Annotated in this window: 26 protein-coding genes; 8 read left to right on the top strand and 18 right to left on the bottom strand. The window is 41.3% G+C overall.

Going from position 1 to position 21,927, the window contains the following annotated elements; all coding sequences use genetic code 11:
* Positions 1-38: 38 nt before the first annotated feature.
* From BDE36_RS08660 to BDE36_RS08680, 5 genes are all read right to left on the bottom strand, one after another.
* A complete protein-coding gene (locus tag BDE36_RS08660) occupies positions 39-305 on the bottom strand; it encodes a hypothetical protein (RefSeq protein WP_141814548.1) in 267 nt (88 codons plus the stop codon).
* A gap of 541 nt (positions 306-846) precedes the next feature.
* Positions 847-1,080, bottom strand: a complete 234-nt coding sequence (locus BDE36_RS08665) for a hypothetical protein (protein ID WP_141814549.1) — start codon at positions 1,078-1,080, stop codon at positions 847-849.
* On the bottom strand, positions 1,077-1,451 hold the full coding sequence (locus tag BDE36_RS08670; protein WP_141814550.1) for a hypothetical protein: 375 nt from the start codon (positions 1,449-1,451) through the stop codon (positions 1,077-1,079). The genes BDE36_RS08665 and BDE36_RS08670 overlap by 4 nt, the downstream gene beginning before the upstream one ends.
* A gap of 55 nt (positions 1,452-1,506) precedes the next feature.
* Positions 1,507-2,094, bottom strand: coding sequence for a response regulator transcription factor (locus BDE36_RS08675; protein WP_141814551.1), 588 nt, complete (start codon positions 2,092-2,094; stop codon positions 1,507-1,509).
* Positions 2,091-2,318, bottom strand: a complete 228-nt coding sequence (locus tag BDE36_RS08680; protein WP_141814552.1) for a hypothetical protein — start codon at positions 2,316-2,318, stop codon at positions 2,091-2,093. Before BDE36_RS08680 ends, BDE36_RS08675 begins: the two co-directional genes overlap by 4 nt.
* 172 nt (positions 2,319-2,490) lie before the next feature.
* Here BDE36_RS08680 and BDE36_RS08685 point away from each other — a divergent pair, with 172 nt between their 5' ends.
* The gene (locus BDE36_RS08685) at positions 2,491-2,874 is read left to right on the top strand and encodes a helix-turn-helix domain-containing protein (RefSeq protein ID WP_141814553.1); all 384 of its coding nucleotides are present in this window, start codon (positions 2,491-2,493) and stop codon (positions 2,872-2,874) included.
* A 2-nt stretch (positions 2,875-2,876) separates the two neighbouring features.
* Positions 2,877-3,089 (top strand): hypothetical protein, encoded by a 213-nt coding sequence (locus tag BDE36_RS08690; protein WP_141814554.1) that lies wholly within the window; start codon positions 2,877-2,879, stop codon positions 3,087-3,089.
* Positions 3,090-3,301: 212 nt separating this feature from the next.
* On the opposite strand, the gene BDE36_RS08695 is transcribed toward BDE36_RS08690, so the two are convergent.
* Together BDE36_RS08695 and BDE36_RS08700 are read right to left on the bottom strand one after the other, a co-directional pair.
* Complete coding sequence (locus BDE36_RS08695; RefSeq protein WP_128769327.1) at positions 3,302-3,655, bottom strand: helix-turn-helix domain-containing protein; 354 nt, start codon at positions 3,653-3,655, stop codon at positions 3,302-3,304.
* A 4-nt stretch (positions 3,656-3,659) separates the two neighbouring features.
* Positions 3,660-3,986 carry a type II toxin-antitoxin system HigB family toxin gene (locus BDE36_RS08700; protein WP_141814555.1) on the bottom strand — a complete coding sequence of 109 codons (327 nt, stop codon included), beginning with the start codon at positions 3,984-3,986 and terminating at the stop codon, positions 3,660-3,662.
* Positions 3,987-4,077: 91 nt separating this feature from the next.
* On the opposite strand from BDE36_RS08700, the gene BDE36_RS08705 reads away from it, so the two are divergent.
* The 4 genes from BDE36_RS08705 to BDE36_RS08720 all read left to right on the top strand — a co-directional run bounded on the left by BDE36_RS08705 (position 4,078) and on the right by BDE36_RS08720 (position 7,916).
* Complete coding sequence (locus BDE36_RS08705) at positions 4,078-4,629, top strand: helix-turn-helix domain-containing protein (RefSeq protein ID WP_141814556.1); 552 nt, start codon at positions 4,078-4,080, stop codon at positions 4,627-4,629.
* The gene (locus BDE36_RS08710) at positions 4,626-5,525 is read left to right on the top strand and encodes an IS3 family transposase (protein WP_141813453.1); all 900 of its coding nucleotides are present in this window, start codon (positions 4,626-4,628) and stop codon (positions 5,523-5,525) included. The genes BDE36_RS08705 and BDE36_RS08710 overlap by 4 nt, the downstream gene beginning before the upstream one ends.
* Positions 5,526-6,098: 573 nt before the next feature.
* Positions 6,099-6,998 (top strand): helix-turn-helix domain-containing protein, encoded by a 900-nt coding sequence (locus BDE36_RS08715; protein WP_141814557.1) that lies wholly within the window; start codon positions 6,099-6,101, stop codon positions 6,996-6,998.
* Positions 6,999-7,076: 78 nt separating this feature from the next.
* Positions 7,077-7,916, top strand: coding sequence for an SDR family NAD(P)-dependent oxidoreductase (locus BDE36_RS08720; RefSeq protein ID WP_141814558.1), 840 nt, complete (start codon positions 7,077-7,079; stop codon positions 7,914-7,916).
* Positions 7,917-8,007: 91 nt separating this feature from the next.
* On the opposite strand, the gene BDE36_RS08725 is transcribed toward BDE36_RS08720, so the two are convergent.
* From BDE36_RS08725 to BDE36_RS08735, 3 genes are all read right to left on the bottom strand, one after another.
* On the bottom strand, positions 8,008-8,916 hold the full coding sequence (locus tag BDE36_RS08725; protein ID WP_141814559.1) for an NAD(P)/FAD-dependent oxidoreductase: 909 nt from the start codon (positions 8,914-8,916) through the stop codon (positions 8,008-8,010).
* A gap of 202 nt (positions 8,917-9,118) precedes the next feature.
* Positions 9,119-9,892 (bottom strand): response regulator transcription factor, encoded by a 774-nt coding sequence (locus BDE36_RS08730; protein WP_128771139.1) that lies wholly within the window; start codon positions 9,890-9,892, stop codon positions 9,119-9,121.
* Positions 9,889-13,083: a ligand-binding sensor domain-containing protein gene (locus BDE36_RS08735; RefSeq protein WP_141814560.1), complete on the bottom strand. Its 3,195-nt coding sequence runs from the start codon at positions 13,081-13,083 to the stop codon at positions 9,889-9,891. Before BDE36_RS08735 ends, BDE36_RS08730 begins: the two co-directional genes overlap by 4 nt.
* A gap of 264 nt (positions 13,084-13,347) precedes the next feature.
* On the opposite strand from BDE36_RS08735, the gene BDE36_RS08740 reads away from it, so the two are divergent.
* Complete coding sequence (locus BDE36_RS08740) at positions 13,348-14,100, top strand: 3-keto-disaccharide hydrolase (RefSeq protein WP_141814561.1); 753 nt, start codon at positions 13,348-13,350, stop codon at positions 14,098-14,100.
* A gap of 138 nt (positions 14,101-14,238) precedes the next feature.
* Positions 14,239-14,802 carry an RNA polymerase sigma factor gene (locus BDE36_RS08745; protein ID WP_161987583.1) on the top strand — a complete coding sequence of 188 codons (564 nt, stop codon included), beginning with the start codon at positions 14,239-14,241 and terminating at the stop codon, positions 14,800-14,802.
* Between the two features lie 36 nt (positions 14,803-14,838).
* On the opposite strand, the gene BDE36_RS08750 is transcribed toward BDE36_RS08745, so the two are convergent.
* From BDE36_RS08750 to BDE36_RS08785, 8 genes are all read right to left on the bottom strand, one after another.
* Positions 14,839-15,195 (bottom strand): RteC domain-containing protein, encoded by a 357-nt coding sequence (locus BDE36_RS08750; protein WP_141814563.1) that lies wholly within the window; start codon positions 15,193-15,195, stop codon positions 14,839-14,841.
* Between the two features lie 51 nt (positions 15,196-15,246).
* Positions 15,247-15,663, bottom strand: a complete 417-nt coding sequence (locus tag BDE36_RS08755; protein ID WP_141814564.1) for an EamA family transporter — start codon at positions 15,661-15,663, stop codon at positions 15,247-15,249.
* A gap of 11 nt (positions 15,664-15,674) precedes the next feature.
* Positions 15,675-16,466, bottom strand: coding sequence for a phosphatase PAP2 family protein (locus BDE36_RS08760; protein ID WP_141814565.1), 792 nt, complete (start codon positions 16,464-16,466; stop codon positions 15,675-15,677).
* Position 16,467: 1 nt separating this feature from the next.
* A complete protein-coding gene (locus tag BDE36_RS08765; RefSeq protein WP_132778422.1) occupies positions 16,468-17,061 on the bottom strand; it encodes an HD domain-containing protein in 594 nt (197 codons plus the stop codon).
* 10 nt (positions 17,062-17,071) lie between these two features.
* Complete coding sequence (locus tag BDE36_RS08770) at positions 17,072-19,483, bottom strand: TonB-dependent receptor (protein ID WP_141814566.1); 2,412 nt, start codon at positions 19,481-19,483, stop codon at positions 17,072-17,074.
* 4 nt (positions 19,484-19,487) lie between these two features.
* Entirely contained in the window at positions 19,488-19,916 is a 429-nt protein-coding gene (locus BDE36_RS08775; RefSeq protein WP_141814567.1) for a PepSY-like domain-containing protein, read from the bottom strand.
* A 62-nt stretch (positions 19,917-19,978) separates the two neighbouring features.
* On the bottom strand, positions 19,979-21,013 hold the full coding sequence (locus BDE36_RS08780) for a sulfite exporter TauE/SafE family protein (RefSeq protein ID WP_141814568.1): 1,035 nt from the start codon (positions 21,011-21,013) through the stop codon (positions 19,979-19,981).
* Between the two features lie 245 nt (positions 21,014-21,258).
* On the bottom strand, positions 21,259-21,918 hold the full coding sequence (locus BDE36_RS08785; protein ID WP_141814569.1) for a CPBP family intramembrane glutamic endopeptidase: 660 nt from the start codon (positions 21,916-21,918) through the stop codon (positions 21,259-21,261).
* Positions 21,919-21,927 lie beyond the last annotated feature (9 nt).

The following is a 21,927-nucleotide window of genomic DNA, read 5'->3' on the forward strand; positions in this document are numbered from 1 at the left end:
GTTTTAGAATTAAGTGCCCCTGACGGGGCACATGGTTTTTACTTTATTTCAGGCCAATCCCAATACCTACCCAGCGGATTCCCTTCAGTATCCTTAGGCACTTGAGACTTGTGTTGTACCGAAAGGCGAAACACATTAGTACTGTCCGGATTCGCAGGGAAAACGGAAATGTTTGAAACCAAACCGCCCCAGTTCTGAACAATAATTGCAGGAACGACTGTAGCGTTGTTTGCAGAGCATGTAACATCATTGACGGGAAAGTAATGGACTATTCGTCCGACGGAAGGAATCTTTATATCATCCATAATTTTAAAGTGTTTTATATCTCGAACTATTTCGATTCGGTAAAAAATGCCCGTACTTTCCGGGCTGTCACCTTCGGCGCTGGTCACGCGAGTCGTGTACATTCGGCCTCATCTACGTTTCGGCCTTGATCATCATTTGCAATTAGCTCTGCTCGATGTTGTGGCAGGTGCCGGATTCGAACCGGCTCGATGGTCCATCACTGAATGAGTTTATCCTCGGCTTCTGAGGCTCTGGTATCTCTACCAGAAGTTTTGACGGATAACAGGGCCGCACAGCGATCATACTAACTATATGTACCGTGCCCATCAGCCCCACACTATCCCAATTCAGAATTACTCTGCTGCGTCTACCAATTCCGCCAACCTGCCATTTTTAAAAATCAGCCCGCCACGCTCCCTGCGGACTGATTCGAGTAATAAAAAGAACGACGATTAGAGCCCGTCGGCTTGCCCTTAAATTCCCCGGCACCGGTACCGGGTTCCCTTTTCCAAACTCCAGCGCTCCCCAGCGCTGCTATGTTAATCTTGCCGGTGAAAGTCTTTATGTTAGTTGTGGCAGAATGTCGTCAATGTCGAGCTCATCGTATTCCGCTTCGAGCATTTCGTTAATAGCCTCCTTTTCGAGCTTTAGGTGAAGTACCTTTTTGTTGATCGCGACCATCCAACCCCAAAAATTGGAATAGCTCTGTTGCATAATAGCCATCAGGCTGATTTCCCTGTCGATCCGCGCTATATCAGCGAGCATTTCGTCTACCACTTCCTCGTTAATGTTCATGACTGAGCCCTCCATCCGATAGCTTCGCGACATGCAGACATACAAGCGTCGATTTTCTGATTAAAGTTGTTGAAGGCCTCCGCTGAAGTGCGTGGCGCGATGCTTTTAAAGAAGTTCTCGGTTTTGAGACACGTTTTCAGCTTTTCGCGCCAGTTCAGTTCAGCGCATGCGATAGCCAGTTCAGCCCTGATGATCTCAATGTGTGTGAGCTTTTCATCAATGTTCTTAGCGTACTCGCGAAAAGATGTGTAACGCTGGTGCCTTTCTTCACAGATAGTGCGAAGCAAAGCCACAAATTGCATCGGAGTAATGGTTTTTGACGCAGCCGGTAAAACATTTACCGCATCTGGTCGTTTAGCTTCTTGAATCATTAACTATCAAAATTTATTTTTGAGGGGCCTCTATTTGCCGTAGGGGCCTTTTTATTTATGCGCTTTTTAGGTCAACCATATTCAGTTTATAAGCAAGAATGCCAATAGACGTTTTCCGCTCAATGCCTGCCTTACGTGAAATTTTATCCTTATGATTCCGCAGGGTTTGTTGGCTTATTGAAAGCTTACTGCATATTTCCTTATCCAGCAATCCGAGGCCTATTTCCTTCAAAACCTGCATTTCACGTCGGGTAAGACGTCCGTAAGGCAAACGGATTCGGTCTGACAGGAGTTCCTTTAATGGCGTCAGAAGTTCTTTGCCTGAAATCACATACTCCGGAGCTTGAATAAATCCATTTTCGTCGATATCTGCGGCGTTATCGAATGCTCCGTAGCGTAGAGCTATATAATAGCGGATTTGTTCCATTTCGTCAATTATGCCCCATTGAACCAGTGCATTGACAGCGTCCTTATTTCTACGCATGTCTTTTTTAACGATAGACAAGATCCACGATGGAAACTCATTAAAACTATAAACCATACCCATGCATAAGCATTTAACCTCTTCGTCGTCAATAAAAAACTCGACGGCTTTCGTTACCAGGGCAGCAGGAATAGAATGGTTTATGTGAATGAGCTTCATGCCAGAACCTCCTTCGCTTTATTCTTCAGCGCTTCATCGGCTTCCTTTTCTTCCTGTATTATTTCGAGTGCTACAAAGAAGATATCGCGTTTATAGCGCTTTGGATCGTTAAATGCTTTTTTTACTGATTCTGCTGAAACATTGCCTAATCGCTCTGAAATTTTTTGATAACCGCCTTCTGGCAGTTGCTTTTTTAGGGCGGTGAGTTCTCTTTTACTTAGCATGACACATTAATGTGATTTGATTAGTCCCGAATTTGTCCTTTTTTTGTCCCGTCGTTTTCTTAAACAATTATAGATGTTATTATCTATTAATACAAATAAACGACTATGTTTATCTTAATATTCGACGTAATGCTCTCATTATCAATAGAAAAAAATTCCGGTTTTTTGTGAAATGGATTATGTAATTGGGGACGCAATTAGAAGAAAGATTGAAGAAAAGGGGATGACCTTTGTTGCTTTTGCTGATAAGTTCGGTATTACCGACCGGAATTTGCAGTACTTTTTCAAGCGTAACGACATCTCGCTTCAGCAAATAACACGCGCATCGGAAATACTTGACTACGATTTTGTTAAGGAATATTTAGCTGCGCTAAAGGAAGACGGAAAAGGCAGGTGGATAGCAGAAGAACCAGCTCCGGAATACGCAAGCAAACAGAAGGGGATCACCACATCATTTACCATAGTCGGCAATCAGGATGATTATTACAAAAATTTTCCAGATCTCCTGAGAACTCTCATTTCTGAAGCATCTAAACTAGGATTTTCAATAGCATAAGTATGGCAAAGAGAAAAGTAACAGGTTTCGAATCATATTGGCTGGTAGAGTTCATGAAAATGAAAGCAACGGTGGAAGTTATTAAGGAACATCAGGCGATAATTTTATCGAGAATAGATGGATCAAGCAAGGAAGCTACTTTAATTGAGATGGACAGAAGAATAACTGAGTTGCTGGATATTGATATAGATTCAGCGCCAGATGAACTCGACTAACACATGAACAAATGTTTAAGCCAGCGTTTCAACATTTTTATATAAAGTATTATAAATCAGATAAATAAAGACTATGGGATACTCCGGCCCTGGGTACGAAAACCGGGAAGATAGTTTAAAAACTTCTTCCCGGTTTTTCTTTTTAAGACTTTTTGATCTAATCCTGATTAAAGTGGATCAACCCATTAAAGCTCAAGTCGAGCTTGAGCTGTCTAGATCTGCATAAATAACTCTGCCGGTAGATTAAAGTACTCCCGCAGTTTTCTCGCCGTAGTTAAAGTGAGCTCCCTTCGGCCTGACAGAACGGACGATACATGCCCTTTACTTCCTATGATCGGTTCCAGATCTTTGGCCTTCATACCTCGTTCCTCCATCTTCAGCTTTATAGCGTCAATAGGATTGATAGTTGGTATGTGTATATGCCGATCTTCATAATCTTTAATCAGAACTAAGAGTAAAGCTAATTCATCAGATTCAGGTGAACCTTCTTCAGCATGAAAGATTTCCATTGTCCGTCTAACTGCTATTTGGTATTGTTCTTCTGTATTTAATACTTTCCAGTTCATCTCTCTATGCTTTGTATGTCAATATTTTCGTATCAAAAGACACAGTTTCTACATTTATTCGATCATATTCCCTGTGCGTACCGAACCAAATCACATAGGCGGCGTGCTGATTGAAATTAACCGATACTATTAGCCGATTATCGTTTCCTTTAATATTGAATATAACCCGGTTGCTGCCAACTATACTCGCATTGCCGTACACCGCTTTCAATTCGTTGAAGCTATCGAAATTCTGCTTCAGGAACTCATTATACCAAACTAATAATGCATTCTTTGCTGATGGATACTTGTCTGCATAATATAATATCGCCCGTCGTACGATGATATTCATATACAAAGATATAGAGTTTTCAATTTGAAAACAATGAATATAATCGAAAGGTGTCCATTCCTAAAAAAGCTATACACCCAACAAGAAGTGTATGGAAACAAAAAGAGGAGAAAAAAAGTCAACAAGGGAGAATAAGAATGTTCCCTTTACCAAGCGAGAAATTGAGACAATAGTCCAAAAGATCGAATCAGGAGTTCCGCGTCGGGAGATACTGCGGGAATATGGGATGCACAAATCAACGTTGACCAATTGGATGAGCCGGTATGGATCAGAGGCGTATCATGCAGGGCAAAACCGGAGGTATAGTCCCTCGGAGAAACGGTCAGTGCTGCGGGCCGTGGAGTCAGGGATGTCGGTTCGGGAAGCATGTATAGCTTTTGGAATAAGGAGCAAAACAGTAGTAGCCGGCTGGCTAAGACAACAGAAAGCAGAAAATGCCGAACTTAGGCGTCAAATAGCACCCGTGAAATCAGAAGAGAAGGAACCAAAAGGAGATTCGTCAGGCCAGGTCAAGAGGTTGGCGGAACAACTGGCAGAGGCACAGTTAAAGATCCGGGCCCTGGAGACGATGATCGATATAGCCGAAGAACAGCTTAAAATCGATATCCGAAAAAAGTCTGGAGCCAAACAGTCACCAAAATGAAACAGGAGGAGCCCCGAATGGGAATAAAGACGCTGTGCAGATTGTTTGGCAAGAGCCGCCATGCCTGGTATGACCACCAGTGGCGCTATGAGGATATTGGATTAAAAGAGGAGATCACCCTTCAGCATGTCCATCAGATCCGTCAGGGCCTTCCGCGGACAGGTACCCTGAAATTACATTACATGCTCGCTCCCATGCTGGCAGAGCATGGCATCCGGATCGGGCGGGACTATTTATTTGATCTGATGCGGGAGCACGGACTGGATATCCGTCGCAGAAAGAGGCGGGTAGTGACGACCGATTCGCGCCATTGGATGCATAAATATGCCAATCTGGTGAGAGAATTGAGGGTTAACCGTCCCGAGCAGGTATGGGTGAGTGACATTACTTATATCCGCATGAACAGCGGATGGGGTTATCTCAGCCTGGTGACGGATGCTTACTCCCGCAAGATCATGGGTTACTGCTTTCATAAAGATCTCAGCGCGGAAGGATGTGTAGAAGCACTGCGAATGGCCCTGGACCAGCGGATCTATCAGGATGAACTGATCCATCATTCCGACCGGGGATCCCAGTATTGCAGCAAAGAGTATGTAGAGGTTTTACTGGGCAGCAGGATTGCCATCAGTATGACCGAAAATGGCGATCCCTATGAAAATGCACTGGCTGAACGGGTGAACGGGATTCTCAAAGAAGAATTCAATCTGCATCACTCAGGACTCGGCTTTGAGGACACCAAAACAAAGATCGCCGAAAGCATCCGGGCATATAATGAGGTAAGACCTCATGCCAGTTGTGATTACCTAACCCCTGAGCAGGCGCATTTACGGGCAGGGGTCTTGATGAAACGCTGGAAAAATAAAAAATCAAAAAAGGAGGGACTTGTCCTTGTATAGTTCAAACAGGATTAACAAATTGCAGTGTATAATCGAAACAGGAATAACAAATCGAAGTGTATAATTAATTCAGGATTTATTCATTAACCTGTATAGCTATTTCAGGACAAGACATTGCTCGTTTCTCCTGCGTTCCTTGCTCGCTTTTCGTTCGTCAGCTGTTCGTCAGCTCCTTGTCGATTGCTCGTCAACTGCTCGTCAGTTCTTCGTCAGCTGTTCGTCAGCGTGACGGTAAATCGACGATAAAGCGAGATCGGGGAGGCGTATATGGAGACAGCCGGGGCCGGTTTAGGCTCTTTTCAGAAACAGGAATGAGATGCCTTGTTTATGGTGTGTCAAACAATGTCAAACTGTGTCAAATAAGGGCAAAAGTGTCGGTCCGTTAGCGAATTATAAAAATCCGCTTTATGTTTGTTCGCACAGGCACGACACGTCGTACCAGAGGTTTTTGGAGTTTAATTTTTAATATTAATTATCAGGGGAACTTCGAGTTGCGGCATTGCATTTCGATCTAAAGTAAATAGGGTACAATTGTTAACGTTTATTATGTAACATAAAAAACTATATTGGTGTATGAATGGAACAGAAACGATAGAGGATTTTTATAAGACCAAGCTTAACTGGGTGCCTGATACGCTCCGTAAGGAAATCGGACATTTTAATGTGTTTAAACTGGATGATTTTGTTGGCTGCCATTCAAAACCAATTCCTTACAGCAGAAAGGATTATTTCAAAATTAGCCTGATTATCGGACGGAATATTATCTATTATGCAGACAAGACCATTGAAATTAAGAAGCAGGCTTTATTATTTGCAAATCCTCAGATTCCGTACAGCTGGGAGGAAATAGACGACCAGCAAACAGGTTTCTTCTGTGTGTTTACTCCCAGCTTTTTTCATCACTTTGGTAATCTTAGAGAATATGATGTTTTTAAGCCGACTGGTACACCCGTTTTCGAGCTCACAGATGAACAGGCGGAGAAAATAAGAGAGATATATCTGAGAATGTTTGACGAAATCAACTCCGATTATCAGCATAAATATGACGCACTGAGAAATTTGGTTTTCGAGATTCTGCATCATACGATGAAGATGCATCCGGCTAAAAAGACTCAAAAGGAACAAATAAACGCTGCACACCGAATATCGATTTTATTCTTAGAGTTGTTGGAGCGACAGTTTCCCATTGAAGATACCCGGCAACGTGTCAGTTTTCGCTCGGCATCTGACTTCGCTAATCAGCTTTCTATCCATGCCAACCACTTGAGTCGTGCCGTAAAAGCCACTACACAAAAAACAACATCCGAAATTATAGCCGAACGCATTTTGCAGGAAGCGAAGGTGCTTCTGAAGCACACGGAGTGGAATATATCTGAAATAGCTTTCGCCCTGGGGTTTACTGAGGTTACCCATTTTAATAACTTTTTTAAAAAACACCTTGATCTGAGCCCCACTCAGTTCAGAAGTGCTTGAATTTCGTAATGTATTGCAAGCATTTCGCTATCCTATACCCCTAAGTCACAGTAATTTTGTGTATCAAATACAGATATTATGAACACAGAAAAAGTTTGGTTAGTAACAGGCGCTTCAAGAGGCTTGGGGCTTGTATTAGTTAAAAAGTTGTTAAAAGAAGGCTATCGGGTGATTGCTACATCCCGGAATAACGGGTCATTAATCCAGGAGATTGGAGATAGATCAGAGGTATTCCTGCCACTTGAAGTTCAACTTACCGATGATGAAAATGTAAAGGAAGCAATCGCTAAAAGTGTAGCTCACTTTGAGCAAATCGATGTAGTGGTGAATAATGCCGGTTTCGGACAAATAGGAACATTGGAAGAGCTTACTGACGAGGAAGCGAGAAGTAATTTCGAAGTAAACGTTTTTGGCTGCCTGAATGTCATCAGGAACGTGATGCCCCAATTACGGGAACAGGGATCTGGTCATATTTTCAATATTTCTTCTGTAGGCGGTTTTTTTGCCGGCTTTCCGGGTTGGGGTATTTATTGTGCCACGAAGTTTGCTGTCGCAGGTTTTACGGAAAGCCTGGCTGAAGAAGTTAAGGAGTTTGGTATAAAAGCAACGGTGGTTTATCCGGGGTACTTCCGCACTGATTTTTTGTCGCAAGGGTCTATTAAAGTAGCCCGGAATACAATTGATGCCTACGCTGCAGCGCGACAATCGGAACAGATGCATTTAAACAGCATCAACGGAAATCAGTCTAACGACCCTGAAAAAGCGGCGGAGGTGTTGATTTCTGTAACTAAAGAGGAGAACCCTCCGGTACATCTGTTCCTGGGAAACGATGCCTATGACATGGTTTATAATAAGATTAACATCATAACAAATGAAGCGGAACGATGGAAAAGTTACACCTTGTCAACGGCGTTCTAGTCGCCGCTTGCTGCTTGATTCGTATCAAAATTAAGTCAGGTTGGGTGGGTTAAAATACCCAACCTACTTTTTACACCTCCAGTTCAAGAGGTTAAAATGCTTCTTCACATAGCTCTTTATTGACAGCCGCCCCCGCCAAATTACCCGAGGCCACTGCATTTGCCACAGAGCGCATAAGCGTTGCACTGTCACCGCATGCAAAAACGCCGCTGACAGTAGTTTGCTGAAAGGCTGTTGTTTTTACGAGGCCCTCTTCCGTCATTTCACAGCCTAATTGTTCCGGAATGTCCGAATGTTGCACAAAAGGCACGCGTGCATAAAGAGCCTTAACCGGAGCAGTAGTGCCATTTTTAAAAACGATCCGTTCAATTTGTCCGTCGCTTTGTTCAAGCCTGTCAACTTCGGCTTCGACGATTGCGATATTATGATCTTCTAACTTCTGTCTTTGATCAGATCTCAAACTTGATGCTCCATTTGTAAAAACAACCAGGTCTTTTGTAAGATTGCCTACCAGCAGAGCATAATGCATTGCAGCATCACCATCAGCTAATATGCCTGTTGTCAGACTTTTAATCTCATAGCCATGGCAATAGGGGCAATGTACTACGGATATCCCCCAGCATTCAGAAAAGCCGGTGATCGCTGGCATTATATCTCTGACGCCTGTTGCAAGAATTATCTTTTTTGCATTAAATTTTTCTCCCGACCGGGTTTCGACTTCGAAGCCGTATTCTGTTTTAGCTCCTTTTACAGCAAGTCCGTTTTGGAACCTGACGGTATCATATTTCTCAACCTGCTCTCTGGCAAGCTGTGATATCTCTTTTGGCGTTTTGCCATCCTGGGTGATGAAGTTGTGCGAATGAGGTGTTTGCCTGTTGCAGGGGAGGCCACTGTCTATAATGAGCACTCTTCGTAAAGAGCGGCCTAAAGCCATCGCTGCGGAGAGTCCGGAATAACTTCCCCCAATAATTATCACGTCGAAATTGCTGCTGTTTTCCATGCCGTTTTAATAGAAGTATTTGTAAGTTGTTGACCTTTGCTGCACAAACCACACTTATCGGTGTTTTTGTTGATTGATGTGATTTATTCAAATATAGTGATATTTTCCATTATTGCAACTATATTGCATTTGGTATAAGGGGTATATTTACTGAAAAACCCGGACGAAATCCAGGTTGCAAATTGGTCGACACTTCTTTCGCTTACGTCTCATTTGCTTTTGGAAGGGAGTTCATATAATCTTGCGCAGAGGTTTTAAAATACTTCTGGAAGTTCCTGCTGAAAACACTTTGCGTGCTATATCCCACCATTTTGGCAATTTCGTATAAAGAAAACTGATTTTCAGCAATCAGGCTGGCCGCCTTTTTCAACCGCGTTATATCAATTAATTCTTTTGGAGTTAAAGCCGAAAGAGACTTAATCTTCCGATAAAAAGTCGGACGGCTCATATTCATGTATTCGGCCAGTGCATCAATGTCTATATTGGGGTCTTTGATGTTTTTACGAATGTAGTCGTCAAGCTTTTTGAGGAAAGCAGCATCGGTTTTTGAGTGTGCCATCACCCGGACGTCTTCAAACGGCGAACTGGCAAAGTGATCTTTTATCTTCGAACGATTTTGAAGCAGGTTTGCGATTTGAATCTGTAATAACTCTTCCGAAAATGGTTTGGTGATGTAAGCATCTGCTCCATTTTCTAAACCCTCGATGTGTGATTTTAAGGTGTTTTTTGAAGTAAGCAGAATGATTGGAATATGGCAATATGCTACATTTGATTTAATTACTTTGCATAGCTCAAAACCGTCGATTCCGGGCATCATCACGTCTGACACGATAAGGTGAATTGTTTCTTTGTTCAGAATTTCCTGGGCGACTTCTCCGTCCTCTGCCGTGTATACCCTGTAGGTTTCTTCTAAAACGTCTGACAGCAGCTCCAGCATATCCTTATTGTCGTCGATAATTAAAATACTCTCGTTCATAGTTTTTCAATCTTTTTCCAGCTACTCAAATTAAACTCAATTTTCTGATGTACGGGCAACGTTAATACGAAAGTGATGTTGTTATGTTCTCCGGAAGTTAATTCTAATGATCCGTTATGTAGCTCTGTCAACGATCTCGCTAGTGGCAAGCCAATACCCGTCCCTGGTTTTTCCTTACTCCGTAATCGGAAGAATGGCTCGAAAATTTTCTTTCGGAACTCTTCAGAAATACCTTTTCCATCGTTGTTAAAATGGATGGTAAGGTAATCATCATCGACCTTTAGGGGAGTTAGCGTGACAGTTGCATACGACGCTCCATATTTTATAGCGTTAGAGATGAGATTACTACAGATTTTTATGAAGGCTTCTCTGTCTACAAACGCCACAATTTCAGATGCGGGAAGATTCAGGGTAAGCTCTATGTGGTTTTCCTCAGCCAGTTCCCTGAACGATTCAACCTGATCCTTCAGCAACTTGTTTATATTTACATTAACAAAGTTTAGTCCGAATTGCTCCATCTCCGTTTGTCTGAAATCCAGCAGCTGGCCGGTAAGATCGATTAAGCGTTTGGTGTATTTTGCGATCATCAGCAAATTCTTCTTTATGCCAGGATAATCGTCGGCCTTATTTATCACCCGTTCTACGGGAACGCTGATAAGCGTGAGTGGGGTTTGTATTTCGTGTGCAATATTGGTGAAGAATTCAATCTTAGCCTGATAAATTTCCTTCTCCTTTTCATGTTTAAAAAGCCGCAGCTTATTTGCGCTCTTAGTTTGCTGATAGCGGTGATAATAGCGTACAGACAGATATAAAGCAGTAGCAAAAAATAATATATACAGGAAGTACGCGGTATTACTTTTCCAGATTGGAGGGAGTATTTCGATGTATAGTCGACGTTCCTTACCCTTCCAGTTCCCTATATTACTTTCTGCCTGCACTTCAAATATGTACTTTCCCGGCGACAAGTCCGTGAAATAAGCCTTCCGGTTACTGTTAAGATAGGTCCAGTCTTTGTCCAGTCCATTCATAAAGTACTTGTACCGGGTTACTTTGGGTGATGAATAATTTAATGCTGCAAACTCAATGCTGAAATTGTTTTGATTGTGATACAAGACAATCGTATCGGTGTATAAAATAGATCTCTTGAGTGGACTATTTTTTTCATTTGGTATAACTTCCTCGTTGTTAATCTGGAAGCCAGTTATATAGGTGGGGGGGCTTGTTTCTTTTTGTCCGAGTTCGGCAGGGTTAAAAGCGATCATGCCCTTCACTGTGCCAAAGTACATTTTGCCATTAGCGCTCTTGTGTGCCGAATTATAGTTGAACTGATCAGTTATTAAACCGTTCGATCTTGTATAAACACGGCATTTTTCGGTTCGAAGATCGAAGCAAATAAGACCTTTTGTGGAGCCGATCCAAAGGTTTTTGAAGTTATCCTCTAAAATGCCGAACAATACATTGCTTGGTAAGCCGGTTTCAGTGTTGAACTTTTTAACCGTTTTTCGGTCGGCGCTGAGTTTGATCAGCCCGCCACCGATTGTAGTGAACCACATGGCATGATTGCTGTCTTCCAGCATATAATGTATAGGAAACTCGTTTATGATTTTGTTTCCCACCCTTTCACCAAAGCGGAAATTTCCATGCCGGCCGGTTTTGGGATTATAAAAAAAGGCGCCTCTCAATTCACTGCCTGTCCAGATATTGCCCTGGTGGTCCTCCACTATGTGAAAAACGGAGGAATTATAGGGGATTTGTTTAATACGGCTAAATGTCTTGCTGCTAGTATTGAAAGCAAATAAACCTGAGCTGCCATAAGCAGTACCAACGAGCAGAGTACTGTCTTTTGTAAGATAGATGCTGATCACAAAGTCGCTTGCTTTGTCATTTTCCGGTCCGACAAGCCTGAAACGGTCGGTAATCAGTCCCGTTCGCATGTCCATGATTTCCATGCCATGCAAAAATGGCCCGATAAATAATTTGTTGCCCACCGCCAGTAGCCCATGAATATTGGGATAGGATACATCCCCTTTCTTATTCGTCGCTCTGAAGTTGGTAAATCTGCCTGTTTTTAAATCAAGTTTATTAAAACCAGCGTCTTCTGTACCTATCCATAGGTTGCCTTTGTTATCAGAACAGATTTCGCCGACGGCATCACCTGATAAGGAATTAGTGCCAGGTATCTGGTAGTATTTTTCAAACCGGGCATTCTGCCGGGAATAATAATTCAGCCCGCCAAAGAAAGTGCCTACCCACATACCTCCGCGATTATCTTTACAAGCGGTATACACCGCGTTATCGGTTAAGGAATACGGATCACCGGGTTTCTTCCTGATATGAGTGGTTGAATTTTTAGTTAAGTTGTATATATAAATTCCTGATTCTGTAGATATCCAGTATTGATTGTCGTTCCCAGCGGTAATGTCGCGTACGTATATCACGCTGCTGGTTGAGTTCTGGTCTAATGACAATGTTTTAATGATTCCCGTTTTTCGGTTATAATATTTTAAGCCCTGCTTAAAGTAGCCTACCAGTGCCTCATTTGGGTTAATAAGGAATATTTTACTGATGGACCGCAGATTAGCATGGATCTTCTTATCAATCAGACGAACTTTTGTTAATGCTTTTTTTCGCGGGCTGTAGATACTAATTACGCCATTGTTGTCACCTAACCAAAAATCTCCATTTGAGTCAAACGTTAAACAGGAGGCTTTAATGTTCAATTGTTTAACTGTCCTTTTTTGTTGATCGTACTTGTGGAGTATGGAATTGGCGAGAAACCATAGGTTGTTCTCATTGTCGATGAGCAAACCGTTTATATACGCATGCGAAGAAGACTGGAGCTCATTAAATATTTCCTTTTGAGGATCATAGCTGAAAACACCACTACCCGTACCAATCCAGAGCATTCCTTTTTTATCCTCTGCAATAGCTGTGATAGCGTTATTTCCTATGTTACCCAGCTTATTTTTGTTGTCGCCATAAGTTTTAAAAGTATAACCATCGAAGCGGTTTAATCCACCTCGGGTTCCAATCCACATCATACCTCTACTGTCCTGCAAAATTGCAGTCACAGAATTTAATACCAGTCCGTCGTCGGTTTGGTAATGCCTGAAATAATATTGAGCGCAGCAGGTTGCATCTGCAAACTGCAGGATCAGACTCACTAAACCTGTATAAAAGAAAAGGCGCATAATTAGTCAACCCAAATATAGGTAATTAACGTTACTCGTAAATACCGGCCACGTCATGATGCTGGATTTAACCGCTACACGCGTTATTAGCCTTCAAACTTAAACTTTATATTAAAAACACCAGAGATGACTGAAATAATTTGAGACGATTCGGCAAACAGTTGAACAGCTCGTGTATTGTACAACTTCTATTTTTATCCCCCAAATTGAGATATACCAAACGCTTTTTAATTAAGGCAGATTAGATGACCAAATACTAAATTAATGAGGAAAACTACATTAGTGTTTTTAGGACTATTACAGTTAAGTATCGTTGCATTTGTAGCTTCTGCTTTAGCACAACAAGTCAACACCCTTACAAAGAATGAAAAAAAAGAAGGCTTTACCATGTTGTGGGACGGTAAGTCGAGTGCAGGCTGGAGAGGGCTTTTCAAAGATAAATTTCCGGAACGTGGCTGGAATATGCAGAACGGTATATTAACCATAGAGGGTTCAAACGGCAAGGAAGAAGGATTGGGAGGTGACATTGTTACCGTTAAAGAATATTCAGCATTTATTCTCAGGTTTGATTTTAAACTGACGGACGGTGCTAACAGCGGTATAAAGTATTTTGTAACTGAAAAAGAAAAAACGGAGCTATCGGGCATTGGCCTGGAATACCAAATCCTGGACGATGAGCGACACCCAGATGCTAAATTAGGGCGAAACGGCAACCGGAAGCTTGCGTCGCTGTACGACCTGATTCCGTCTAACAAGCCTGCCTCTGTTATAAAACCCATTGGCGAGTGGAATTCAGGCGAAATAAGAGTATACCCTAACAACCATGTTGAGCACTGGCTTAACGGTGTGAAGGTAGTAGAATATGAGCGTGGATCAAAAGCCTTCAGGGATTTGGTAGCGGTTAGTAAGTATAAAAAGTGGAACAATTTCGGCGAGGCGCCTAAAGGCCGTATCCTTCTGCAGGATCATGGTAACACCGTATCATACCGCAACATTAGAATCAAAGAACTTAAATAACGCAGCTATGGACACAATTAGACATGCCGGTTTTTCATCTTAGGCATAAGCGGCATTAATAGAAGATGTACGAATTGAAATTGTAATTCCATAATTACGGTTATAACCTCATAAATATCGCTCATAGTACTCATGATTATGGAAAGCAGAGATATTAAGCGTTTAAGAGAAGGGGATGAAGCGGCTTTCAGGCTCGTATATGATGAGTTCAGCGAAAGGGTCTATAGGTTAGCCTTTCGGTTTTTGAAAGACGCAGAGCAAAGCGAAGAAATTGTTCAGGAAGTATTCCTGAACCTTTGGCTGAGCCGGGAGAAGCTGGATGTAAATGGTAACATGTGGTTGTACCTCTATGTTATCGGGAAGAGACTCTGTTTAAACGTATTGAGAGAAGTTCATCGATCTGACGATCTGTTTAAAAGATTGTTGGTTAATATCAAAGAGGCGAATAATTCAACAGAGGAAAAGATTATTGCTGCCGATATTGAACGGCTGGCAGATGAGATTGTCAGCAGATTGCCAAAGCAGCAGCAGCTTATCTTCCGCTTGAGTCGTACCGAGGGATTGTCGCATCAGCAAATTGCCCAAAAACTGCATATTTCACCAAATACTGTTAAAAATCACATAGTGGAAGCCTTAAAAACACTAAGGGCGCATTTAAAATATTCCGACCTCATATATTTCATCATTTTCATTTTTTCTTAAAAACAGCTTATCGTCAATAAAAGAATTGTTGGTTCGTTAGTATTTATAAAATTCGAGGTTGTTGTCAAAGAACCTTTTAAGTTTTTTCAGCTCATTGTTAAGGTAATTTCTTATAGGTTTTGCCCCGTAAGCCTTTTTCGTTTCAATTTTATATATGGCATTATAATAAATCAGTTTTGATACCATTACAGGTTTCTGATACTTGAAAAAACGGATTTCCTCATCTGTATTCTTAAATCCTTTATTCAATACATAGTCTTTTACGTTAGCCAGGCATTTGATGATAAGCCTGATTACGGTTTCAACCTGTTGTATGGAGCTATCCGCTTCCATTTCCAATTCTTTGATGTCCGTTTCGAGTTTTTCTAATGTTTCATTGTAAAATTTTTCCATTCGGCTTTTGCTAAGTTCTGATTTGGGGAGATTGAAAAGAGTACGAAGGCATTACTTCCAAGCCAATAATATGGTTCCGATAATGATAAGACTTGCTCCCGCAAATGTTTTTAGCGTAAGCTGTTCGCCTAAAAACAGGACTGCGATGATGATTGTAAGGGCAACACTTAGCTTATCAACGGCTGCGACCTGCGATACTTTTCCTAATTGCAGGGCTTTGAAATAGAATAGCCACGACAAACCTGTGGCTATTCCTGAAATAATAAGAAAAGTGATATTCTGTTTTGACAAAGTGCTAATTCCTTTTGCTTCGCCTCTCGCCATTACGATGCTCCATATCATTATCAATATGACCACCGTACGTATCCCGGTTGCAAGATTGGAATTGACGTTTGCTACGCCCAGCTTACCGAATATGGCGGTAAGTGCAGCAAACAAAGCGGATAATAAAGCATAAACTAACCACATAATAAACTGATTTAAAAATTCTGTACTAACCCGATACCGAAACCTTTGTTCTGATAGTAAGGCATAACCAAAGTTGCCTTTTTCTTTTCCTTGCCAGTTAGCAAGCCATTGATTTTAGGAAAGAGCCAATAAGCCAGCTCCGTAGAGAGAATGCCAAATCCAGCTCCGGCTACCACATCGCTTACCCAATGTTTATCGTTTACGGTTCTGTACACTCCGGTAAAAACCGCAAGGGAATAACCCGAAATACTTAACCAAAAATTAGTGTCCTTATATTCCCTGAACATAAATTGAGCAGAAGAAAATGACGTGGCGGTATGCCCTGACGGAAAGGAAAGGTTATTGGAGCCGTCCGGTCGTTCTTCTTTTACAATGTGCTTTAACGGCAATACAAATGCGGCGGAAATCAGTTGCGATGTCGCATAGATAATCGTCCTGTCCCTGAAATTATGCTTGCCTTTTATCCCAACTGCATTCAAACCATATACCATTGCTGCCGGAGCATATTGGGTGTAGTTATCCAAGGTTATGTGCTTGGGCTGGTGTTCGCCTAATTCATCTCTTGTCGAAAAATTGAGCTGTTTCAACCCGTCACTTTCCAAGCTCACAATTCCATAACCGATGAAAATCGTTGGAGCGATAAGGTGCCTGTAATCTAATTTGTATGCTTTGTCATTAGTTTTGCCGATAATGCTATCCTGCAAAGCGATATTTGAATTGCGGATAGTATCTTGTGCGGCTACCCGAAAGGTAGTGGCCAGCACAAAGATGAGTACAATGGCGTTTTTATGTATTGAGCGCATTCTATTTTGTTAGCTTTATTTTTAACATTTCCATATTTACTTCTTTAAATTTTTGAAGCACGGTTTTTCCATACGCTGTATAGTAGCTATGTTGCTTTAGTAGGGCATAGTTTGTTTCGTCCCATTCCTCATTCGTATAAGTTTTACCTAAATAGGTTTTAAACTCCATTCTTAACCTACGCTCGTATTTTGAATAGTCGGTCTTTGTGAAATGGTACAAATCGGCATCTGCCAAAACTTCTTCTTCAGGCGATTTTGGGTTTTGCGGAAACCTTGTTGCTTCAATGCAAGCCAAAACCTGCGCTGTCTTTTCTTGCGGATAATTGTTCCTGTTCAGGAAATCCGCAGCTATGGTTTTGCTGCTGTCTTCGTGGTTGGTATAAGCAGTTGTATATCCGCAATCGTGAAACCACGCTGCCAGTGTTACTATCTCTGACTGCGTTGAGGAAAAACAGCTTTCCGTTGCAATTTCAATAGCAGCTTTCACAACATCCTGCGTGTGCATTACATTGTGAAAGCGCATACCATTGGGAAGTTTGCTGAGCAGAAGTTGCAGCACATAATCCCTTGCTCTGTCAATAATATTTTCTGTCATTGCCAATGATTTAAAACTTATAGCTGTACCCTAACCGGATAACCTGTGTTTCGTAGTAATCATCGCTGGTATAACGGAAGCCGGCTCCGTCTATCTTACGTTTGATGACCATTGTATTAAGCAAATCGGTAGCGTTGAAAAACAGCTCTCCTTTGCCTTTCTGTACGGATTTTTTAACTCCCGCATCAATCGAAAACCTCGACATTATTTTACCCTGCGGGATAATATCGGGTGCTAAATAGACGGCTGTCATTTGCGCATCCCATCCGTCAGCAAAGCGGAACGTATTGTTCAGTTTGAGGTTGCCCGATATGGCTGTTTGCTGCGCTGCCGAAAAAGTATTGGGTTCAGGGTACAGGTTCTGTACCCTGAACGCATCTATCTGGTTGCGGTAAATGTTCCCGTTGATGTTAAAGGAATAAACATCGGAAACCTTTTGGTTCAAAATAGCTTCCAAACCTGTATTGTAGCTCCTGCCTGCATTTTGGAATATGGCATATATTAAGTTACTGCCCGGCACGATGCTCGATATTCTTGTAATGGTTCCGTTTGCAAAACGATGATACAATGCGGAATAGAAATAACCATTGTTCCAGGTATTTTTATAACCTAACTCTAAGGAATTGGTAAATTGCGGACGTAATGCAGGATTACCGACCTTGATGATTTCAGCATCATCATATTTCGGGAAAATACGGATATCCACTTCGTTCGGTCTGTCCACCCTGCGGTTATAGAATACCGAAAGTTTATTATTATCATTCAGCTTGTAGGCTAACCGCATATTCGGGAAAGGTTGTGTATAGTTATAGCCATCGCTCTTATAGGTGCTATGGTTAGGATTAACATTGTATTGAATTTTCACGTATTCCATACGCAAGCCCAATTCCGCTTCCCATTTTTCGGTTTCAAAAACATAGTTACCATAAATGGCTGGTATCAGTTCCTTATAGTCTGCCCAACCTCCGGCATCCATATCCAAAACAGAATTGGCTCCGGGTCTGAAATCCATATTGGTTGGGATGCTTCGATTTCTTAATTTGATACCTGTTTCAATACGTCCGTATTTCAACGGTTTGATATAATCTATATTGAAGTCATACACCTGCTCGTCTGACAATAATTTAAAGGCATCTGTTCCGGTGGATGAGGGCAGATAGTTATCATAGAAATATTGCTCATCTTCCCTGTGGAAAGTGTAGTTGAACCCAATATTCAATAAATGCCCTGCTTCCTTAAACTTGTGCTGGTAGGCTGCCGTAGCCATTGCCGTAGTTTTCAGTTCATCTTCCAAAAACTGCCAAAGGCGTAAACGCTGTGATATATTCCCGTTGAAAAACGGCTGGTCGCCACGGTCAATAATCTTCTCGCTGCCGTACATTCCCGAAACGGTCAGGGTATTCTGCTCGTCAATGTTCCAATCCACGCCTGCTTTAGTGGTCAGGAAATTGGTGTTCCTGTTCCGTTTTAATTGGGAATTGATAACCGTCCCATCGTCATAGTTTCGGGTAACAAACTCATTTTTGTTCAGCGTTTGCGTATATAAATTATCTGCCTGCAAAAAGATGTTTACCTTATCTTTTCTGTAATTCAGCGATACCGATGGGTTGAGTTTCGGCGTGAAAGTGTATTGCGGTCTGATAGTTGGCAGGTTCTCCTTTCGTACCCAAAGTGAGCCTGTTCCATAAGTAAAACCCACCTTACCGTTAAACCCGTCCTGCTTGTTCTTCTTCATTATGATATTGATGATACCTGCATTACCGTTAGCATCATACTTTGAAGAGGGGTTGTTAATAATCTCAATTTTATCAATGGCAGTTGCCGGAATGTTGTCAAGCCCTGTTTGGCTGCCGAAACCTGTTAAAGCGGTTTGTTTTCCGTCAATCAAAACCGTAACCTTATCATTGCCCCGCAACTGAACTTTACCATCCTGTACCGTAACACCGGGGAGGTTTTGCATACTCTGTAAAACCGAGCCACCGCTTTGGCTGATATTATCGGCAACGGAGTAGGTTTTTTTGTCCAGCTTGTTGTTCACATCACTTGCCTTTGCGGAAATAGTAACACCTTCCAAAACCGTCGATGCTTCTTGCAGTTCAATGACTGGAATATCCAAAAACGCTGAAAGGCTGCCGACAAATAAAGGTTGTTCCTTGTTCTCAAACCCCATAAATGAAATCTGTAAACGATAGTTTCCAGGTTTAATATTGGCAATGGAAAACCTGCCTTCATCATTGGTCACTGTTCCGGCTACAAATACACTGTCCTTTTCGGTTTTTACCACAACATTCACATAAGGAACTGCCGACTTATCCGCCTTGTTCTTTACCATACCGGAAATGGTAACGGAGGACACCTGCGCATTGGTTACCGTAGCTGCCAGTATGGAAATGAGTACAAAAAACAACCTTATTTTATTCATCTTCTTAATCTTTAACCTCCTTTAAAAACTTACCTGAATTGTCAAAAATCAGGTCTTTGCCTTTTACCTCTGCTTCGTAAGTAACAACCCCTTTGCTGTCGGTAATTTTTGCTGCCTCTTTGATTTTTTGCCCTGCATAGTGTTTAGCAACATAGGCTTTGGCATTAGCAGGAAGCTTATTAATTTTGATTTCCATTTCGGTTTCAAGTATTTTTCCCGAAGCATCAATCAATACAGAATAATCGGTTTCTCCTACTTCAAAACCAGCCTCGTAGTTGCTTTTTTCCTTTTCCCATTTCAAATCCTTTGCATTGGAGTGGCTTTTTTGCAAAGCTGATTTTACAACTGCCGGAACCTCTTTTTCAGAAACTTTTTGCGCATTGGCGAATGACACACTTGCAACTGCTACCAATAGAAATACTAATTTTTTCATTTTTTTGCTTTTTTGATTGTTGACCACAAAATTCTAATGAGATTTAGAAGAAATTTAGAATGTTATAATTCAAACTTTGTCAATTGTTTTTTTTTGTAGCAATAAAATTCATACACGGGTTCTTTTCTGAATTGAAAGACCTTTTCGATGTATATTGTATCATAGTTTCGTTTCAAGGCAGCGTATTTTTCAGTAAGATGTGGTGGCAGTTCTTGGGAGTGTATGGGTCTTTCTATTTCTAAACCGCCATCTATTGTATATTCTAACACGAGGTCTGTGTTTCGCCAGCTTACGATGGTTTCATCTTTCCCTTTATGATGAATGGTAGCAAAGGCTATTTTATCCTGTTTTATAATTTTATCGGTTGTTCCCGTAAGAAGCGTTATACCAGAAATCACCATTGCTCCATATCCGATTTTTCTGAACAGGTGTTCACTTAGATAAGGTAGGATATACTTCACCGTAAAAGAAGAAACAATGGTTGCGGCGGCAATAGCCAAGCCCAGCCATAAAGCCATTTGTGAATACAGACCCAGAGCAATATAAATGACCAGTTTGATGAAATGCAGAAAAACCTCATTGGCAGCACGTGTCGCTACTATTTGCTCTTTTGTAAGTCCAAATTTTAGGTAAAACCTGTTAAACAAAAGCCCAATGGCTCCGGTAATGCCCGACACAAAACCTGCAAGAAAACCGATAATGGCAAGGATATATCTGGGATATGGCTTTTCCAACTGAGCTTCTTCTTTTTTTGACTTGAATAGCTGTGGCACATTTCCAATCAGAAACAAGGCAACGATGAGCTGTAAATAATTTGGGTTGATGTATTTTATCAAATAAGCGCCCACCAAAACTGCCGGAATGGAAAAAGGTACAAACCAGTAAAAAATTTTCCAACTAATGTGTTTCTTAAAGACTGCAATTCTGGACGCAGAACTTGTAAATGTCCCTATGGTTAAAGAAAATGGCACCATCGAAGTCGGCAAAAGTACATTCAGAATAGGGATAAGGATAAGACTTGCACCGCCGCCGCAAATAGCACTGATCCAAAAGGCAACTATTGTCCCAAGGAACAATAAAACAATTTTTACCATCATCGTTTTTTCAACTTTTGAAGTGGGCTTTTCTGCTTTTTACTTCAGGGTATAGTTCTGTTCTTAAATACAGTATAGTACCAATCAATAAAATAACTAACGGTAAAAAACTTCTATACTTAAAAAGCCAGTTTCCTTGTTTCTCTAATTCTTCCTGTAATGCCATTGTATATAAATTTTAGTAATACAAAGGACTGGCAGAATTTAGAAGAAATTTAGAATTAACTATTGATGATATAAACGACAAATTATCGGTACAAATTTCCAAACCTATCCGTATAAATAAGAACCAACGTGATGGTATCGAAAATGGCGTGTGATAGAATAGGTATCCAAAGATTATTATCAAATTTTTTGTAAAGGATGCCCCAAAACAAACCTCCTAAAATAGCGGCAATCACTCCGAAAATATCCTGCTGCCAATGATAAAGCCCAAACAAAACGCTGGTTACGATGATGCTCCAAAGGACAGCAGACCCTTTAAAAAATCTTTTTTCCAATACATTCTGAATGTAACCCCGAAATACTACTTCTTCATAGAACCCACCTACAAGCCACGCAGCAGTAATAATCATCAATAATTTTGAAATATTGCCTTTGATGAAATCATACTCTGTATAATCAGGCACAACAAATAAGTTCTTTATTACAGGAATATAGATGAACTGCATAAAGCCCACCCATAGTAAAGCCGAAACCAATCCTATGAGAACCGCCTTTACACTGAAACCGTTTTTAACCAATCCGATGCTGCGAAATGTTTTGCCTTCCCTGCGCAATAAAAACCAAATGACAAGAAAGCATACAACAGCATACGAATAAAGCGGTAATGGAACAAAGTGCGAGAATGCGATTAGAAACGCTATCGCTCCCACATCTTGTACTGTCCGTAGTGCTTTATTTTCCATTTCCTATTC

The organism is Arcticibacter tournemirensis, from assembly GCF_006716645.1.
GTDB lineage: Bacteria > Bacteroidota > Bacteroidia > Sphingobacteriales > Sphingobacteriaceae > Arcticibacter > Arcticibacter tournemirensis.

What these genes read in the sequence shown, in the direction of transcription:
- BDE36_RS08690 (WP_141814554.1), top strand. Translation starts at nt 2,877, where the DNA reads ATGGCAAAGAGAAAAGTAACAGGTTTCGAATCATATTGGCTGGTAGAG.
- BDE36_RS08750 (WP_141814563.1), bottom strand. Translation starts at nt 15,195, where the DNA reads ATGGAAAAATTTTACAATGAAACATTAGAAAAACTCGAAACGGACATC.
- BDE36_RS08765 (WP_132778422.1), bottom strand. Translation starts at nt 17,061, where the DNA reads ATGACAGAAAATATTATTGACAGAGCAAGGGATTATGTGCTGCAACTT.
- BDE36_RS08775 (WP_141814567.1), bottom strand. Translation starts at nt 19,916, where the DNA reads ATGAAAAAATTAGTATTTCTATTGGTAGCAGTTGCAAGTGTGTCATTC.
- BDE36_RS08725 (WP_141814559.1), bottom strand. Translation starts at nt 8,916, where the DNA reads ATGGAAAACAGCAGCAATTTCGACGTGATAATTATTGGGGGAAGTTAT.
- BDE36_RS08745 (WP_161987583.1), top strand. Translation starts at nt 14,239, where the DNA reads ATGGAAAGCAGAGATATTAAGCGTTTAAGAGAAGGGGATGAAGCGGCT.
- BDE36_RS08735 (WP_141814560.1), bottom strand. Translation starts at nt 13,083, where the DNA reads ATGCGCCTTTTCTTTTATACAGGTTTAGTGAGTCTGATCCTGCAGTTT.
- BDE36_RS08770 (WP_141814566.1), bottom strand. Translation starts at nt 19,483, where the DNA reads ATGAATAAAATAAGGTTGTTTTTTGTACTCATTTCCATACTGGCAGCT.
- BDE36_RS08670 (WP_141814550.1), bottom strand. Translation starts at nt 1,451, where the DNA reads ATGATTCAAGAAGCTAAACGACCAGATGCGGTAAATGTTTTACCGGCT.
- BDE36_RS08665 (WP_141814549.1), bottom strand. Translation starts at nt 1,080, where the DNA reads ATGAACATTAACGAGGAAGTGGTAGACGAAATGCTCGCTGATATAGCG.
- BDE36_RS08710 (WP_141813453.1), top strand. Translation starts at nt 4,626, where the DNA reads ATGAAACAGGAGGAGCCCCGAATGGGAATAAAGACGCTGTGCAGATTG.
- BDE36_RS08695 (WP_128769327.1), bottom strand. Translation starts at nt 3,655, where the DNA reads ATGAACTGGAAAGTATTAAATACAGAAGAACAATACCAAATAGCAGTT.
- BDE36_RS08705 (WP_141814556.1), top strand. Translation starts at nt 4,078, where the DNA reads ATGGAAACAAAAAGAGGAGAAAAAAAGTCAACAAGGGAGAATAAGAAT.
- BDE36_RS08740 (WP_141814561.1), top strand. Translation starts at nt 13,348, where the DNA reads ATGAGGAAAACTACATTAGTGTTTTTAGGACTATTACAGTTAAGTATC.
- BDE36_RS08675 (WP_141814551.1), bottom strand. Translation starts at nt 2,094, where the DNA reads ATGAAGCTCATTCACATAAACCATTCTATTCCTGCTGCCCTGGTAACG.
- BDE36_RS08680 (WP_141814552.1), bottom strand. Translation starts at nt 2,318, where the DNA reads ATGCTAAGTAAAAGAGAACTCACCGCCCTAAAAAAGCAACTGCCAGAA.
- BDE36_RS08715 (WP_141814557.1), top strand. Translation starts at nt 6,099, where the DNA reads ATGAATGGAACAGAAACGATAGAGGATTTTTATAAGACCAAGCTTAAC.
- BDE36_RS08755 (WP_141814564.1), bottom strand. Translation starts at nt 15,663, where the DNA reads ATGTGGTTAGTTTATGCTTTATTATCCGCTTTGTTTGCTGCACTTACC.
- BDE36_RS08760 (WP_141814565.1), bottom strand. Translation starts at nt 16,466, where the DNA reads ATGCGCTCAATACATAAAAACGCCATTGTACTCATCTTTGTGCTGGCC.
- BDE36_RS08730 (WP_128771139.1), bottom strand. Translation starts at nt 9,892, where the DNA reads ATGAACGAGAGTATTTTAATTATCGACGACAATAAGGATATGCTGGAG.
- BDE36_RS08780 (WP_141814568.1), bottom strand. Translation starts at nt 21,013, where the DNA reads ATGATGGTAAAAATTGTTTTATTGTTCCTTGGGACAATAGTTGCCTTT.
- BDE36_RS08785 (WP_141814569.1), bottom strand. Translation starts at nt 21,918, where the DNA reads ATGGAAAATAAAGCACTACGGACAGTACAAGATGTGGGAGCGATAGCG.
- BDE36_RS08685 (WP_141814553.1), top strand. Translation starts at nt 2,491, where the DNA reads ATGGATTATGTAATTGGGGACGCAATTAGAAGAAAGATTGAAGAAAAG.
- BDE36_RS08660 (WP_141814548.1), bottom strand. Translation starts at nt 305, where the DNA reads ATGGATGATATAAAGATTCCTTCCGTCGGACGAATAGTCCATTACTTT.
- BDE36_RS08720 (WP_141814558.1), top strand. Translation starts at nt 7,077, where the DNA reads ATGAACACAGAAAAAGTTTGGTTAGTAACAGGCGCTTCAAGAGGCTTG.
- BDE36_RS08700 (WP_141814555.1), bottom strand. Translation starts at nt 3,986, where the DNA reads ATGAATATCATCGTACGACGGGCGATATTATATTATGCAGACAAGTAT.